At 49.0% G+C, this 14110-nt stretch carries 12 protein-coding genes; 8 read left to right on the forward strand and 4 right to left on the reverse strand.

What is annotated here, in order from left to right:
- Nucleotides 1–1746: 1746 nt before the first annotated feature.
- A complete protein-coding gene (gene ettA / locus ACJJIT_RS01890; protein ID WP_444899788.1) occupies nt 1747–3411 on the reverse strand; it encodes an energy-dependent translational throttle protein EttA in 1665 nt (554 codons plus the stop codon).
- A gap of 181 nt (nt 3412–3592) precedes the next feature.
- Here ettA and ACJJIT_RS01895 point away from each other — a divergent pair, with 181 nt between their 5' ends.
- From ACJJIT_RS01895 to fnr (ACJJIT_RS01915), 5 genes are all read left to right on the forward strand, one after another.
- The gene (locus ACJJIT_RS01895) at nt 3593–4699 is read left to right on the forward strand and encodes an enoyl-CoA hydratase/isomerase family protein (protein ID WP_444899789.1); all 1107 of its coding nucleotides are present in this window, start codon (nt 3593–3595) and stop codon (nt 4697–4699) included.
- A 57-nt stretch (nt 4700–4756) separates the two neighbouring features.
- Nucleotides 4757–5665 (forward strand): 3-hydroxyisobutyrate dehydrogenase, encoded by a 909-nt coding sequence (gene mmsB, locus ACJJIT_RS01900; protein ID WP_444889365.1) that lies wholly within the window; start codon nt 4757–4759, stop codon nt 5663–5665.
- A 382-nt stretch (nt 5666–6047) separates the two neighbouring features.
- Complete coding sequence (locus tag ACJJIT_RS01905; protein WP_444882803.1) at nt 6048–6746, forward strand: OmpW/AlkL family protein; 699 nt, start codon at nt 6048–6050, stop codon at nt 6744–6746.
- 124 nt (nt 6747–6870) lie between these two features.
- The gene (hemN, locus tag ACJJIT_RS01910) at nt 6871–8253 is read left to right on the forward strand and encodes an oxygen-independent coproporphyrinogen III oxidase (protein ID WP_444899790.1); all 1383 of its coding nucleotides are present in this window, start codon (nt 6871–6873) and stop codon (nt 8251–8253) included.
- Nucleotides 8254–8326: 73 nt separating this feature from the next.
- Nucleotides 8327–9052 carry a fumarate/nitrate reduction transcriptional regulator Fnr gene (fnr, locus tag ACJJIT_RS01915; protein ID WP_444882801.1) on the forward strand — a complete coding sequence of 242 codons (726 nt, stop codon included), beginning with the start codon at nt 8327–8329 and terminating at the stop codon, nt 9050–9052.
- Between the two features lie 110 nt (nt 9053–9162).
- Here fnr (ACJJIT_RS01915) and ACJJIT_RS01920 read toward each other — a convergent pair whose 3' ends face one another.
- Complete coding sequence (locus ACJJIT_RS01920) at nt 9163–10167, reverse strand: adenosine deaminase (RefSeq protein ID WP_444899791.1); 1005 nt, start codon at nt 10165–10167, stop codon at nt 9163–9165.
- A 25-nt stretch (nt 10168–10192) separates the two neighbouring features.
- On the opposite strand from ACJJIT_RS01920, the gene ACJJIT_RS01925 reads away from it, so the two are divergent.
- From ACJJIT_RS01925 to fnr (ACJJIT_RS01935), 3 genes are all read left to right on the forward strand, one after another.
- A complete protein-coding gene (locus ACJJIT_RS01925; RefSeq protein WP_444899792.1) occupies nt 10193–10348 on the forward strand; it encodes a hypothetical protein in 156 nt (51 codons plus the stop codon).
- Between the two features lie 73 nt (nt 10349–10421).
- Nucleotides 10422–11291 (forward strand): SDR family oxidoreductase, encoded by an 870-nt coding sequence (locus tag ACJJIT_RS01930; RefSeq protein ID WP_444899793.1) that lies wholly within the window; start codon nt 10422–10424, stop codon nt 11289–11291.
- 253 nt (nt 11292–11544) lie between these two features.
- Nucleotides 11545–12276 carry a fumarate/nitrate reduction transcriptional regulator Fnr gene (gene fnr / locus ACJJIT_RS01935; protein WP_444899794.1) on the forward strand — a complete coding sequence of 244 codons (732 nt, stop codon included), beginning with the start codon at nt 11545–11547 and terminating at the stop codon, nt 12274–12276.
- 99 nt (nt 12277–12375) lie between these two features.
- Here fnr (ACJJIT_RS01935) and ACJJIT_RS01940 read toward each other — a convergent pair whose 3' ends face one another.
- Nucleotides 12376–12816 (reverse strand): STAS/SEC14 domain-containing protein, encoded by a 441-nt coding sequence (locus tag ACJJIT_RS01940; RefSeq protein ID WP_444882796.1) that lies wholly within the window; start codon nt 12814–12816, stop codon nt 12376–12378.
- A gap of 40 nt (nt 12817–12856) precedes the next feature.
- Nucleotides 12857–13432 carry a hemerythrin domain-containing protein gene (locus ACJJIT_RS01945; RefSeq protein WP_444899795.1) on the reverse strand — a complete coding sequence of 192 codons (576 nt, stop codon included), beginning with the start codon at nt 13430–13432 and terminating at the stop codon, nt 12857–12859.
- Between the last annotated feature and the right edge of the window lie 678 nt (nt 13433–14110).

Below are 14110 nucleotides of genomic sequence, written 5' to 3' on the forward strand. Positions count from 1 at the left end.
TGTGACAGGTATAAAGCGGGTTAAGCTATGTTTATCCAGCACCGTTGTTGGATGCAACTATTGCCTTACTATTAAAAGGAGCAAGCATATGTATATAGACACTGATATTCAAGCTGGACCAATGACAGGAATTGATCCTCCCCCCCAAGCTATGGCTATGTCTGCCGCATAATAGTTAATCCTCTAAGGTGAGGAGATAGATTTTCGCCTTAGAGGGATTTTATTTGGGGTTGTAACGCTGTAGGTGAAATAGGTGTGGAGTTGATAGTTTTTTCAGAAATATTTTTGTGCTGCATTGTTGATTTTACAGTTTAGTTGCTTTTTTGGTTTATTATGCGGCTCCCTTATGAGGTTAATAAAGATGTGGTTTTTTTGTCAGTAACCCCTTATTTTTTTCTAATTGTAGATTCTAATCTAGTCTGCTATTTTATAAGCGGTGGATGTTGGTTTGTTGTGAAATTTTAATGTGCGTAAATAATTTTACTTCCTCTTTAATTGAGAGTTGTTTCTAATTTTTGTGTAGCTGAAGGGCTGCCAAAAAGTTCACTTCCTTTGTTGGTGATGGTGATTTTATTTCTTGCTTGGCGCAGTTTTAATTTTTTCTGGTAGCGGGAATCTTGAAGCAGGGCTAAATGATTCTCTCATTTAGTGGTCAAATGACAGTAATTATTCAGTTGTGCAAGGGTTTACTCAATTTTCAGCTTCAGGCATGTCATTTGAGCTCCCTATCATCTTATTGCCTTGAGGTTTTTCTGTCCCTCTTGTGTGGGCAGATACGGTCGATTCCGCGACTCAGCGGCTATCTCTAGGAGGATAAGAGTCTGCCGGTTTGTCATACTCTAAGCGATGCATTTTTGTGTTTATCAGGTAATTGACGTAATAAATTTACTTCTGCAGATAATGTCGAAATAAGGGGGGTATCAGTGGGATGGCTTTGTCATTGACTACCATCATCCACTTTAAATCCGTACCAAACTTGATTTATCCGGTTTCATGGTTCCTTTTTGCTGATATAAAGCAGCAGTTAGAGAAATCTCCTTTCCCGTTGAGCAAAGACTTTTGGTTCAGTTGCTGCAGATATTTCTCTAGGCTTGTAAGAAAACTCCTTACTCTTCCCTAAATTGAAGCCCTCTTCAACAAATATTCAGTGATGGATAGTGGGAGGTAGGGTCTTTTCATCGTGCTCCTGAATACAAAGCCCATAGGGTATGATTATTAAGTGTTTGATTGTCAATGAGCTTTTGCCCTCCTTTCTTCATTTTAAACCAGTAGGGAAGAGCTTGATTTATTCCCGATGATCATCAATCAATTCATACTTGAATCAACTCACTACTAGGGGCCTTTTTAATTGGTGTATGGAAATTTCCGATTTTAAATTGTGAGGCGGATCCTATCGAAAAAGGGGAGGGGTGAGTATTAAGATCGACATTAAGCCTGATCCAGAAACTGCAATTGATTCAGCTGTTGGATATTTTAAAGCTTATTTTGAGTATAAAAAATGGTAAAAAGATAATTAGATCAAAGTGAAACTGCTGTGCTGCATAAAGCTAGCGGTTTAACGCGTGGTTTTTTTAAATCTTAAATTTTACAAAAAGAGAACATAAAGCAAGTCGAAAATTATATTCAAGTGAGTCCTAGTGATGGATTTGATCCGGCTCCATCTGTCGGCAATTAAAAAAGCTGGAGTAGTAATTTGAATTAATATCGAGCTAGTATAAAGCCCGCATTACGCGGGCTTTTTTATTCTTAGGTTTTCAGCTTCTTATAATGCATCCTATGAGGCGTTGCATCCTCACCTTTGCGCTGCACAAAGTCCTCGTGATACTCGGTGTAGTTACCTTCAAAGAAGACCGCTTCACTCTCACCCTCATAGGCGAGGATATGGGTGGCAACGCGGTCCAGGAACCAGCGATCGTGCGAGATTACCAGGGCGCAGCCTGGGAAGTTGAGCAGGGCTTCTTCCAGGGCGCGCAGGGTTTCGATATCCAGATCGTTGGAGGGTTCGTCCAGCAGCAGTACGTTGGCGCCCTGCTTGAGGGTGTAGGCCAGGTGCAGGCGTCCGCGTTCACCACCGGAGAGTTCGCCTACGCGCTTCTGCTGGTCACTGCCCTTGAAGTTAAAGCGGCCAACATAGTTGCGCGAGCCCACTTCGTAGTTGTTGATCTTGAGCATATCGTGGCCGTCTGAGATGGCTTCCCATACGGTCTTGCTGTCATCCAGATTTTCACGGCCCTGCTCAACGTAGGCGACCTTAACGGTTTCACCGGTCTTGATCTCGCCGGAGTCCGGCTGCTCGGTGCCGCTGATCATACGAAACAGAGTGGACTTACCGGCACCGTTGCCGCCGACGATACCTACAATTGCGCCCTTAGGCACGCGGAAAGACAGGTTGTCGATCAGCAGGCGCTCGCCGAAGCCTTTGCTCACACCTTTAAACTCAATCACATTGTCGCCGAGACGCTCGCCGGGCGGAATGTAGATTTCGTTGGTCTCATTGCGGGCCTGGAAGTCCTGGGACTGCATTTCTTCCAGGCGGGACAAACGGGCCTTGTTTTTGGACTGACGGCCCTTGGGGTTTTGGCGGGCCCACTCGAGTTCCTTTTGCATGGCTTTGGCGCGAGCCTGTTCGCCGCGCTGCTCTTGCTCCAGGCGTTTTTCTTTCTGTTCCAGCCAAGTGGTGTAGTTGCCTTCCCAGGGGATGCCGTGGCCGCGATCCAGTTCCAGAATCCAGCCGGCAACATTGTCGAGGAAGTAGCGATCGTGGGTGATGGCAACCACAGTGCCGGTGAAATCGTGCAGGAAGCGCTCCAGCCAGAATACGGATTCCGCATCTAGGTGGTTGGTGGGTTCGTCGAGAAGCAGCATATCCGGGCGGGACAGCAGCAGGCGGCAAAGGGCCACACGGCGTTTTTCACCGCCGGACAGATTGTTGACGTCCGCATCCCAGGGGGGCAGGCGCAGGGCGTCTGCGGCAACTTCCAGGCGGTGCTCCAGGTTGTGGGCGTCCCAGGCCTGGATAATGTCTTCGAACTGTTGCTGTTTCTTGGCCAGGGCATCGAAGTCCGCGTCGGGCTCGGCGTAATCGGCGTAGACCTGCTCCAGGCCGGCAAGGGCGTCGATGGCTTCGTGTACACCGTCCTCTACGTTGCCGCGCACGGTCTTGCTGGCATCGAGTTGCGGTTCCTGGGGCAGGTAGCCGACCTTGATGCCGGGCATTGCGCGGGCTTCGCCGTTAAAGTCCTGATCGACCCCAGCCATAATGCGCAGCAGGGTGGATTTACCTGCGCCGTTGAGACCGAGTACGCCGATTTTGGCGCCGGGGAAGAAGGAAAGGGAAATGTCCTTCAGAATTTCGCGTTTGGGGGGCACTACTTTGCCCACCCGGTTCATGGTGTATACGTATTCAGCCATTTGGGGTTCCGTAACTGGGTGTTGCAATCGCTCAGATTTTGCGCGCAACTTATCAGTTTGCGTAAAAAGTGCAACCGCGCCGCCAAGCATGTCGCCGTTGTACTCGCGTGTGGCTGACGTTGAATCTGATCTGTGCTTAACTGCGACGCTAATTAGTACAAGAGCAATAAGACAGATAGCAATGGATCAGGACTCCCCGGTGTTGTTCTCCCGGCGCGGCGCATTGGCGATCGCGACCCTCAACCTGCCCAAGGCGCTTAATGCGCTCAACCTGCAGATGATTGATCTGCTTTCAGTGCAACTAGGTCAATGGGCGCATGACGATGACGTGGCCGCTGTGTGGATAGAAGGCAGTGGAGATAAAGCCCTCTGTTCTGGGGGCGATGTAGTGGCGCTGTATGAGCAATCGGCCGCCTACGGTGAGACGCCGGAATATAGTTACACGACTGAATTCTTCTCTCGTGAATATCGCCTCGATTACCAAATACACACTTATCCGAAGCCGATTGTGGTCTGGGGGGGCGGTATTGTGATGGGCGGTGGTATCGGCATTATGGCAGGTGCCAGCCACCGTATTGTGACTGAAACCACACGTATGGCGATGCCGGAAATCACTATCGGCTTATTTCCCGATGTGGGTGGAAGCTGGTTCCTGAACCGTATGCCGGGTCGCCTGGGGCTTTTCCTGGGGCTGACAGGGGCTCAGTTTAATGGGGCCGATGCCCTATTTGCCGGTATGGCCGACCGTATTATTGCCCAGGATCAGCGCGAGCCCGTGTTGGCGGCGCTGGCGGCGCTGGATTATTCGGCCAGTAGTGCGTTTAACCACCGCCTTGTAAGCGATTGCCTTAAAAGTTGCGAACTCTCCCCATTGCAGCGGCCGGAATCACAGCTGCGTGAACACTACGACCAGATTCAACAGCTTACCGACTTTGCCAGCCTGCCTGAGGTTTGCGCGGCAATCAGCGCCTACCAAGGAGTGGATAAATGGCTGCAGCGTGCCGCCACTACTCTGGCCGGTGGTTCGCCATTGACCCCCTGGGTGGTGTGGGAGCAGTTGCGACGTACGCGCCACTTGTCTCTGGCCGATGTGTTTAGGATGGAGCTGATTCTTGCGGTAAACCTCTGTGCCAGTGGTCATTTCAAGGAGGGGGTGCGGGCTCTATTGATTGACAAGGATCGCACGCCAAAGTGGCGGCCTCTTAGCATGGAGGAAATTAGTCCACAACAGCTGGAGAGCTGTTTTACTGCTCCCTGGAGCAGGGCGCATCCGCTTGCGGATTTATAAAGCGACCCGGGCCGCTTTGCGCACGGGATACCAACAACAAAATATGGAGTGGCTTTTATGGAAAAAATAGCCTTTTTTGGTCTGGGGAATATGGGCGGCCCTATGGCGGCCAATCTGGTGAAAGCCGGTTTTAGTGTGGCGGCTTTCGATCTCAATCCCACGGCTCTGGCGCAGGCGCAAGAAGATGGCTGTAGGCCCTGCGACTCCCCAATGAAGGCGGCTGAGGGGGCTTCCATTGTGGTCTCGATGTTGCCCAGTGGTGCGGCGGTGAAAGGGCTTTATCTGGGAGAAGAGGGGCTGCTGAACCGCCTGGCTGAGAATACTCTGATTATCGATTGCTCAACCATCTCTGCAGAAGATGCCCGCCTGGTAAATGAGGCCGCATCTGAGCGGGGCCTACTCGCCATTGATGCGCCAGTTTCAGGGGGTACCGCGGCAGCTCAGGCTGGTAGCTTGTGTTTTATGTGTGGAGGTGAAGAAGCGGCAGTAGATGCCGCGCGGGCGCCGTTACAGGCGATGGGCGCCAAGATTTTTCATGCCGGCTCGGCTGGGGCAGGACAGGTGGCAAAAATTTGTAACAACCTGCTTCTGGCGATCCATATGACCGGTACCGCCGAAGCCCTGCAGTTGGGGGTCGACAAAGGCTTGGACCCCAAGGTCCTGAGCGAGATCATGATGCAGAGCTCTGGCAACAATTGGTCTCTGGCCAATTACAACCCCTACCCAGGTGCTATGGAGAATGTACCTGCGGCAAATGGTTACTCTGGTGGTTTCACCGTGGCGTTAATGCTGAAAGACCTGGGGCTCGCCATGGATGCTGCAACTACCAGTGCCTCTTCCACGCCTATGGGGGCTCTGGCAAAAAACCTTTATCAGCTACACGGAGCCAGTGATGAAAACCAGAAGTTGGATTTCTCCAGTATCCAGAATATGTTCCGCCGCCCGGCAGGTGGTCTGACCTGGTAGGTATCTAGCTTCCGCGGGCTCCCTCCTCAGTTGATTGTTTCTGGCCAGTACCAGAGAGGGAGCTTTGCTTCGGTGTCGCCTAACGTTAAAAATTTGGACCAGTTCGCAAAATTGGCAATAGGTACCAATTACTAGCCCCCTAGCCGTTCCTTCATTACCCCCCTATCGCTATCTTCGCTGCCCCGCTCGGAAGGCCATCTGATGATTGGCAAGACAAGTGTTATGGGCAATACGCTGCTTTTAATTCCGCGAAATTCTACAGCTTGATTTGGATCAAGCTCACGATTGCGGCCAGCGGTTAACCTGCCTGCGACTTGTGATTGTGCCTGGAGGGGGCCTTCCAAAGTCGGGAAAAATGCTAAATCGCTATATGGAGAAGTTAATGAATCGTATAACTGCTTGTGCGACAGCCGCCCTGACAGCCGTACTTTCTGCACCGGTACTGGCCTACGAAGAGGGCAGCTTTATTTTGCGCGGTGGTATGGCCACAGTAGCGCCCGACACCAGTTCCAGCGCACTGTCTGCGAATGGGAGCAAGATTGGTAATACTGGGGTTGATGTGGACAACGGCTCAGCCCTGGGTCTGACCGGTGTGTATATGTTCCGCGATCACTGGGGCGTGGAGCTGGTTGCAGCAACGCCTTTTAGTCACGATATCGAAGTTGTTGGTGAAGGCCTTGGCAACTTTGATCTGGGTGAAACCAAGCATTTGCCACCCACTCTGTTAGTGCAGTGGTACCCAATGGATACTCAATCCACAATCCAGCCCTACGTAGGACTGGGGGTGAACTACACCGCTTTCTTTGATGAGGAAGTTAGCAGCACCGGTAATGCCACCCTTAAAGGCATTGGCGCAACTGGAGACTCAAAACTGTCCTTGGATAACTCTTTCGGTCTGGCGGCTGAAGCGGGTATCGACTTCGCCTTCGGCGCAGATCAGCGCTGGTTGTTTAATATGTCCGTGTTCTGGATGGATATTGATACCGACGCCACCGTAAAGGTACCTGGTGTGGGTAATGTCACCGCTAAAGTAGATATCGACCCGCTGGTTTATATGGCGGGTCTCGGCTACCGCTTCTAAGGTGGCAGCACTCTAGTTTTGGAGTGTGGCAGTCGTTGCGGTTTTCCCCGTGGGAGCTCGGCGACTGCCTTTTAGTTTGTGCGGGAGGCTGTCGCAAACAATTGATTGAGGTTGTGGAAATATGATGCAAGAGACTAAAAGCACTATAGGTGGCCTATCAGAACAACTGTTATCCCGATACAGTGGCCCCTGCCCGCGCTACACCTCTTATCCCACAGCCGATAGATTTAAACCTCTGGATGGCAGCATCAAACCTTGGGATGCGCTAAAAAATATTCGCAGCTTATCCCTGTATGTGCATATCCCCTTTTGCCGTTCTCTCTGTTATTTCTGTGCTTGCAACAAGGTAATTACTTCCCAATACGGTCTCGCCTCCAGCTATCTGGATAACCTCTTGCAGGAAGCTCGCTGGTATCGGGACAAGGTGGCCCAGGTACCGGTCACCCAGTTGCACTTGGGAGGTGGTACACCCACATTCCTCAGCGATGGAGATATGCGCCGCTTGATGGAAGGACTGGGTGAGATTTTTGATTTACGCCCAGGCGATGGAGTGGAGTACAGCATTGAAGCCGATCCACGCACCTTGGAGCTGGAGACCTTGGATACCCTAAGAGAGCTCGGATTTAATCGCTTGAGCCTGGGCGTGCAGGATTTTGATATCGAGGTGCAGAGATCCATCAACCGAATTTGCAGTGCCGACCAGGTGACTGAATTAACGGTTGCGGCGCGTGAGCGGGGATTCGAATCTATCTCCTATGATCTGATTTATGGTTTGCCCAAACAAAACCTCAGCAGTTTGCACAGCACCCTGGATAAGGTGCTAGATTTACAGCCGGATCGTATTGCCCTCTATCACTATGCGCATTTACCCCATCGTTTTAAAGCCCAGCGTCTTATCGATACGGAACTTATTCCCTCCGCCTCAGAAAAAGTAGCAATGCAGCTGGCTGCGGTAGAGCACTTGGGCCAGGCCGGTTATGAATTCCTGGGTATGGACCATTTTGCCCGGCCGGGAGATGAGCTGGCCAAGGCCGCTCATGCGGGGATGTTGCAGAGGAATTTCCAAGGCTACACATTAATGCCCGCCGATGCGTTAGTTGGACTGGGGGCTTCCGCAATCAGCTACAGCCGTAATGGTTTCTGGCAGAACCTGCACCGTCTGAAAGAATATACCCAGGCCGTGACTGAGCGGGGTAATGCTTCGTGTCGAGGCTGGTTAATGAGTGATGAAGATAAGTTGCGTCAGTGGGTTATTACTGAACTGATGTGCCGGTTAAGCCTGGATAAAACTGAGGTTGAGCGTCGCACTGGCGTACCTTTTAATCAATACTTTTTCCAGGAGCTTAAAAGACTGGAACCCATGTTTGAGGATGGTCTTATTTATCAGGATGAAAAAAAGATCAGCGTCACGGAGCAGGGGCGCTGGTTTGTACGCAATGTTGCCTCGGCTTTTGATATTTACTTACACAGTCAGCTAACTGATGCGCAATATTCTCGTGTTCTTTAATGTTCTACAGGAGACGATTGTCTTCACAGCGGGTACAATAGCCGCAAATTAGTTTACCGACTGGTTTAGTATGATGGATTCCTCAGTAGCGGTTAGTTGCAGCAACTGCTCGGTTAGACGTTTATGCCTGCCTGCGGGGTTATCTCAAGCAGATATCGATCGACTAGAGCAGGTTACGCGCCGTAAGAAAATTGTAAAAGCCGGTGAGACCTTGTATCGCTCCGGTGATCCTTTTGCAAACCTTTACGCTATTCGTTCAGGCAGTTTTAAAACTGTGGTTATCGCAGCGGATGGCGATACGCAGGTCACTCACTTTGCCCTGCCAGGTGAGCTGTTGGGGCTGGATGCCTATAGTAGCCGCGTACACCCCAGTTACGCTGAGGCGCTGGAAGACAGTAGTGTCTGCCTGTTGCCCTTTACCCAGCTGGAATTACTGGCTAATCAGGTCACCGCGTTGCAGCAACAGATTTATAGTATTTTTTCTGAGGAGCTGCGTCAGGAAAATGATATTTTAATGCTGCTGGGCAAGCGATCGGCTGATACCCGCTTAGCGGCTTTGCTGATTAATATTTCCAGCCGCTATGCTCGCCGCGGTTATTCGCACAGTGAATTTGTGTTGTCTATGCCGCGCACAGATATTGCCAATTACCTTGGATTAACTGCAGAAACCGTAAGTCGATTATTTTCACGTTTTCAAAAAGAAAAGCTGATTAAGGTAAGTGGCCGGGCGGTGGAAATACTGGATATGATCAGTCTCAGTGAACTGGCCGGAACCCATTACGGTTACGATGAAGACTGATTAAGCACTCTATCAGAGTTTGATAGGCTTAGTTGATTAAAAGGGCCCAGGCTAAATAATTAGCAGGCCCTATAAAATTTTTCAAATTTTTTACGTTAGAGTTGCCTTAATTAAATAGCGGCGATGACCTCGGCCCATTTTCGTTGTTGTTCTTGCGAAATATAGCTGGCCTTAAAGCTGTTGATAGCCAGCTGTTTTGCCTGTTTCTTGGTCATGCCAAGACTTTCACTCAGTGCTTGGTAATTGCGGTTTACGTAACCGCCGAAATAGGCCGGATCATCGGCATTTACCGTGACACAGAGCCCGCGCTCCAATAACTGTAATATGGGATGCTGGCTCATATCGTCGTAAACACACAGTGCGGTGTTGGACAGAGGGCATACAGTGAGGGGAATTTCCTGATCGATAAGTCGCCCAATCAGAGCCTCGTCTTCCACACAGCGCACGCCGTGATCTATGCGGCTTACATCGAGTAAATCCAGGGCCTCTTTAATATATTCAGCTGGCCCTTCCTCCCCCGCATGAGCGACCCTCTCCAGGCCTAATTCTTTAGCCATGGCAAAGACTTGCTGGAATTTGCTGGGGGGGTGTCCCAGTTCTGAGGAGTCCAGGCCAACACCCTTAATAAATTCCAGGTAAGGTTTGGCGGATTCCAGAGTAGTGATGGCCTCTTCCTCACTCAGGTGGCGCAGGAAGCAGAGAATCAGGTGGCTACTAATTCCCCACTCAGATTCGGCATCTTTTAAGGCGCTGTGGATGCCCCGAATAACCACACCGATATCAATACCCCTTTCTGTATGGGTTTGGGGGTCGAAGAAAATTTCAGTGTGCACAACATTATCTTCACGACAGCGCTGCAAGTAGGCCATGGTTAGATCGTAAAAGTCCTGTTCATGGATAAGGACCGAGGCTCCCTGGTAGTAAATATCCAGGAAGGACTGCAGGTTGTGAAACTTATAGGCAGCCTTAATTTCCTCAACACTGGAAAAGGGGATTTCAATTTTATTGCGCCGGCTAAGCTCGAACATTAGTTCTGGCTCCAGCGAGCCTTCAATGTGCAAATGCAGCTCTGCCTTGGGGAGAGTCTTAATAAAATCCAGATCGGCGATGCTCATAGTAATAACTGTATTGGAGATAAGTGTGGGAGCTGTTACCCGGGCCGGAGGCATCGATTCAACAGCCGGAAAAATTGGCGGTAATGGTAACAGCTTCTTCCTTATGGCTGAAAAGCCATTCACTAACCTGCCGGCCCGGGCATGGCTGGTGAAGCCGCAAGACTATAATAATGTAAACTAGATGGTTTACTTTGTGGGTTAAAGGTGTAACATACACCAGGCAGTGTACTTTTTCTGAGTGTTGGAGTGGGTCTATGGGCAAAGTAGTACTGATTACGGGAACATCTACAGGTTTGGGGCAGAGTTTGGCCACCAAAATGGCGAAGCGGGGGTATGTTGTCTACGCCACCATGAGGGATTTGGACAAAGTGGGCCCACTGCTGAAAGATGCCGGGCTTGGGCACAAGCTCAACGTTTTAGCGCTAGACGTGCAGGATGCAGGAAGTATTCAACATGCTGTGAACACCATTATTGAGGAGCAGGGGCGTATCGATATTTTGGTTAACAATGCCGGTGCCGGCTTTGTGAAAACCACCGAAATGGCCTCAGAAGCAGAGACACAGTGGGTTATGGATGTGAACTTCCACGGGGTAGTGCGTTGCACCAAGGCGGTACTCCCCCATATGCGAAAGGAACGCAGCGGTCGGATTATCAACATTTCCTCTGTGGGTGGGTTAGTGGGGCAGCCGTTTAATGAACTTTATTGTGCTGCCAAGTTTGCTGTAGAGGGGTACACAGAGGCTATGGCTAGCTATATCCAGCCCAGCTTTAACATTCAGTTCACTGCGGTTGAACCTGGTGGCATTTACTCTGAATTTGCCAACAGTGTTTTATCTCAACTGCAAGTGGATGGTGGTGTGCCAGAAGGGGATTACCAGGGCTTATTCGCACAATATCTGAGTGGTATCCAGAGGCGCACACCAGAACAAACGGCCCGTCTTTACCAGAGTGCCGGGCAGGTGGCGCAGGTAGTTTTAGATGTTGTTGAAAGTGAAGATCCACCGGTTCGGGTCCGTACTTCTCCTTGGGCCAATGAATTTTGTGCTTATAAAACGGATGCAGATCCAAGTGGTAAAGCTCAGCAGAAAATGGTGATAGATACCCTGTTATCTGCCAATCAATGATTTACCGAAAAGTTCATTGATTTCGCAGGCCTTTGTTTATTTAGATAAGCCCAGAAGTACCCGCTAGTCATTATTTTCATGTAGAAGAGTAATGTCTGAAATTGTGTAAACGTAGTATATATTAGTCCGTTATTTTAGAAAGATGGTTGGCCTTGATACTAATTTTTTAATATTTAGTGTTTTATTTCTGAGTGGCGACGCTTTTCAATAATACCGTTACAATTTTCCTATATTGTAAAAAGGCGATTTGGGTATGGCTGATTCACCAGTGGCAGTAAGTTGCAGTAATTGCTCTGTCAGGCGTCTCTGTTTGCCTGCGGGCCTGTCTCTGGAAGAGATTGATCGCCTCGAACAGGTCACTGGAAAAAAGAAGGTCATAAAGGCCGGAGAATCTCTCTACCGGGCTGGCGATTCATTTCAAAATCTCTACGCGATTCGCTCTGGCAGTTTTAAAAATGTAGTAATTGCCGCAGATGGTGATACCCAGATAACACATTTTGCCCTGCCGGGAGAATTACTTGGCCTCGATGCTTATAGTACCCGTGTTCACTCTAGCTATGCTGAGGCGTTAGAAGACAGCAGTGTCTGTCTTCTGCCTTTTGCTCAACTGGAAGTACTGGCGCAACAGGTTCCGGCCTTGCAGCAACAGATTTACAGCATTTTTTCCGAAGAGTTGCGTAAGGAGAATGAAATTTTAATGCTGCTTGGCAAGCGTTCTGCAGATACTCGCCTTGCCGCATTGCTTATGAATATTTCCAGTCGCTATGCCTGTCGAGGTTATTCCCCCAATGAATTTATCCTTTCAATGTCGCGTACAGATATTGCCAATTACCTAGGATTAACTGCAGAAACGGTGAGTCGTCTGTTTACTCGATTTCAAAAGCAGGGGGTTATCCAAGTAAATGGCAGGGTAGTGCAGATTCAAAATTTACTGGGGCTTAGTGAAATAGCGGGAACCCACTGTGGTTATGAGGGCGAGGTTTAGAAGTCTTTGAAGTGGCGAAAGTTTTTTCTGGAGAGGATAAGGGTTTGAGTCTCAAAAAATAAAAAAGGGGGCGAAAACGCCCCCGGAATCCACTACTTATCAGGAGTGTGTGGAGAAAGCTAATTCCTTTTCTGCACCTTTTTTCTCTACTTCTTCCGGTGCTTGTGACAGCCAGTCCATGGCCTCGTGCTGCTTTTCAAAGTAACGCACTTCGCCACTTACAAACCATCCTCCAACTTTGGTGGCCAGCTGTTGCCAGCCTTCATCCCCAAGTACAGCAATGCGGCAGAATTCATTGCCATGTTTAAGGGTTAGCTTGAATTCATCCCAAATCGCGTGCAGACCCCAGCCCTCAAAATCCCGCAAGTCAATCAGCATTTGTACCTGTGGTTTTTTAACGCCCTCAAGAGCATACTCTAGCAAAGGCGTAATATATTCGTAGTCCTCATGGGTCAACTGCCCAACAGCTTTGATATACAGGAAGAAATCATCATCAATTCTCTCCATACCAATAGAGATTCCGTGACGCTTGATTTTCATGTCTCCGCCTTTTTATAGTTTGTGAAATGACCCGGTCATCTTAAGCAAATACTTGTGAGGGTGTTTCTGGTTGAGTCAGATATTCGCGTAAAGATTCATATACATTTCTGGTGTTTTTATCGAAAAAAGGATCTCTTAACTGCTTGACCTGCCTGTATATTTGTTTCCAGTCTTCTACTTGTAGATATTGCTCTATTTGAGGGAAAATCGCAGAATTTTCCAGCTCAATATGATTTCGCTGTAACTGCAAATAGCTATTACTAGCTCCTTGTAACACTCTCCGCTCAACCATGGCGTCATTGGCTACGGCATAGAAAAGTGCACACATATGCTTGGTGGTTGCAGCAATTTTTTCGTGCTGCATCTGCGCTTCATAAATAGCACTTCGGTCATGCACAGGTTTGGTCAGCAAGCGAGCAAGAATCAAGTCTTCTACCGGATGATGATATTTATCTGGGTAAACAGAAAAATAATCCAGTGCGTCAAGAATCAGAGAGAGGGTGTTAGGGTCTCGCTCATGAGTTCCAAAAAGGTCCTGTAGCAAGCGCTCAAAGGCATTGAGCATTTGCTGCATATTTTTATGGTCTAAACAGAGTTGTCGGTAGATGTTGTTCATCCCAGACCTCCGCGATCAGTTTCGAAGCTTATTGTTGCCAGCAGACTCGAGAGAGGAATTGATGTGGATCAAGTAGCGAAAAAAAAGTGGTACAACCTGAGGATTTTGGCGCAGTAAAGAAATTAAAGGGCACCATTTTAAAGATTATCCAAAACCAGTTGTCGAGTTAGAGTCATACAAAGGCTGTAAAATAATGAAATTGAGCTCAAGCATGTTAATTGCCACGCAGGGTTTGAGTATTAAGTCCCTCACTTTTATTTTGTAGGCTGAGTGCTGTGGTGCACTCTTATCACAGGGATCAACGGTTAAATCAATAGGAGGATAGGCCATACATTTCTATTGGTGTCCTACCGGTCCACACAAGCTGGTGGCGGGTATAAGTCACTGGTGTGAGAATGAGGCAGTGACTGGTGATCCTAGTATGGTTTTGGTGTTGGCTTAGCTTAAGGGCCAGCAGTGACAAGGTATTTGAGTAAAACAAGCTTTTAAAGAGGTGGCTTATGAGTCCGGCCCCTGAATTGCTCATTTCTAAGGCAATCAATAGTCCAAAACACGGCTAACTGGCCGGGTTTTGGTTTTCGCGCAATCCCTGTGGCCTTGGTGTACAATGCGCGCCTTTCTAAAATGCTCAGGATTCTTTGAGTAGTCAGTGGGGCCTATTGGCGCCTGAGGCCAAGT

Source organism: Microbulbifer mixtoriginis (SeqCode), from assembly GCF_052467515.1.

Coding starts and splice junctions, on each gene's coding strand:
- ettA (WP_444899788.1), bottom strand. CDS start 3,411: ATGGCTGAATACGTATACACCATGAACCGGGTGGGCAAAGTAGTGCCC.
- hemN (WP_444899790.1), top strand. CDS start 6,871: ATGCAAGAGACTAAAAGCACTATAGGTGGCCTATCAGAACAACTGTTA.
- ACJJIT_RS01905 (WP_444882803.1), top strand. CDS start 6,048: ATGAATCGTATAACTGCTTGTGCGACAGCCGCCCTGACAGCCGTACTT.
- ACJJIT_RS01940 (WP_444882796.1), bottom strand. CDS start 12,816: ATGAAAATCAAGCGTCACGGAATCTCTATTGGTATGGAGAGAATTGAT.
- ACJJIT_RS01945 (WP_444899795.1), bottom strand. CDS start 13,432: ATGAACAACATCTACCGACAACTCTGTTTAGACCATAAAAATATGCAG.
- ACJJIT_RS01895 (WP_444899789.1), top strand. CDS start 3,593: ATGGATCAGGACTCCCCGGTGTTGTTCTCCCGGCGCGGCGCATTGGCG.
- ACJJIT_RS01930 (WP_444899793.1), top strand. CDS start 10,422: ATGGGCAAAGTAGTACTGATTACGGGAACATCTACAGGTTTGGGGCAG.
- mmsB (WP_444889365.1), top strand. CDS start 4,757: ATGGAAAAAATAGCCTTTTTTGGTCTGGGGAATATGGGCGGCCCTATG.
- fnr (WP_444899794.1), top strand. CDS start 11,545: ATGGCTGATTCACCAGTGGCAGTAAGTTGCAGTAATTGCTCTGTCAGG.
- fnr (WP_444882801.1), top strand. CDS start 8,327: ATGGATTCCTCAGTAGCGGTTAGTTGCAGCAACTGCTCGGTTAGACGT.
- ACJJIT_RS01920 (WP_444899791.1), bottom strand. CDS start 10,167: ATGAGCATCGCCGATCTGGATTTTATTAAGACTCTCCCCAAGGCAGAG.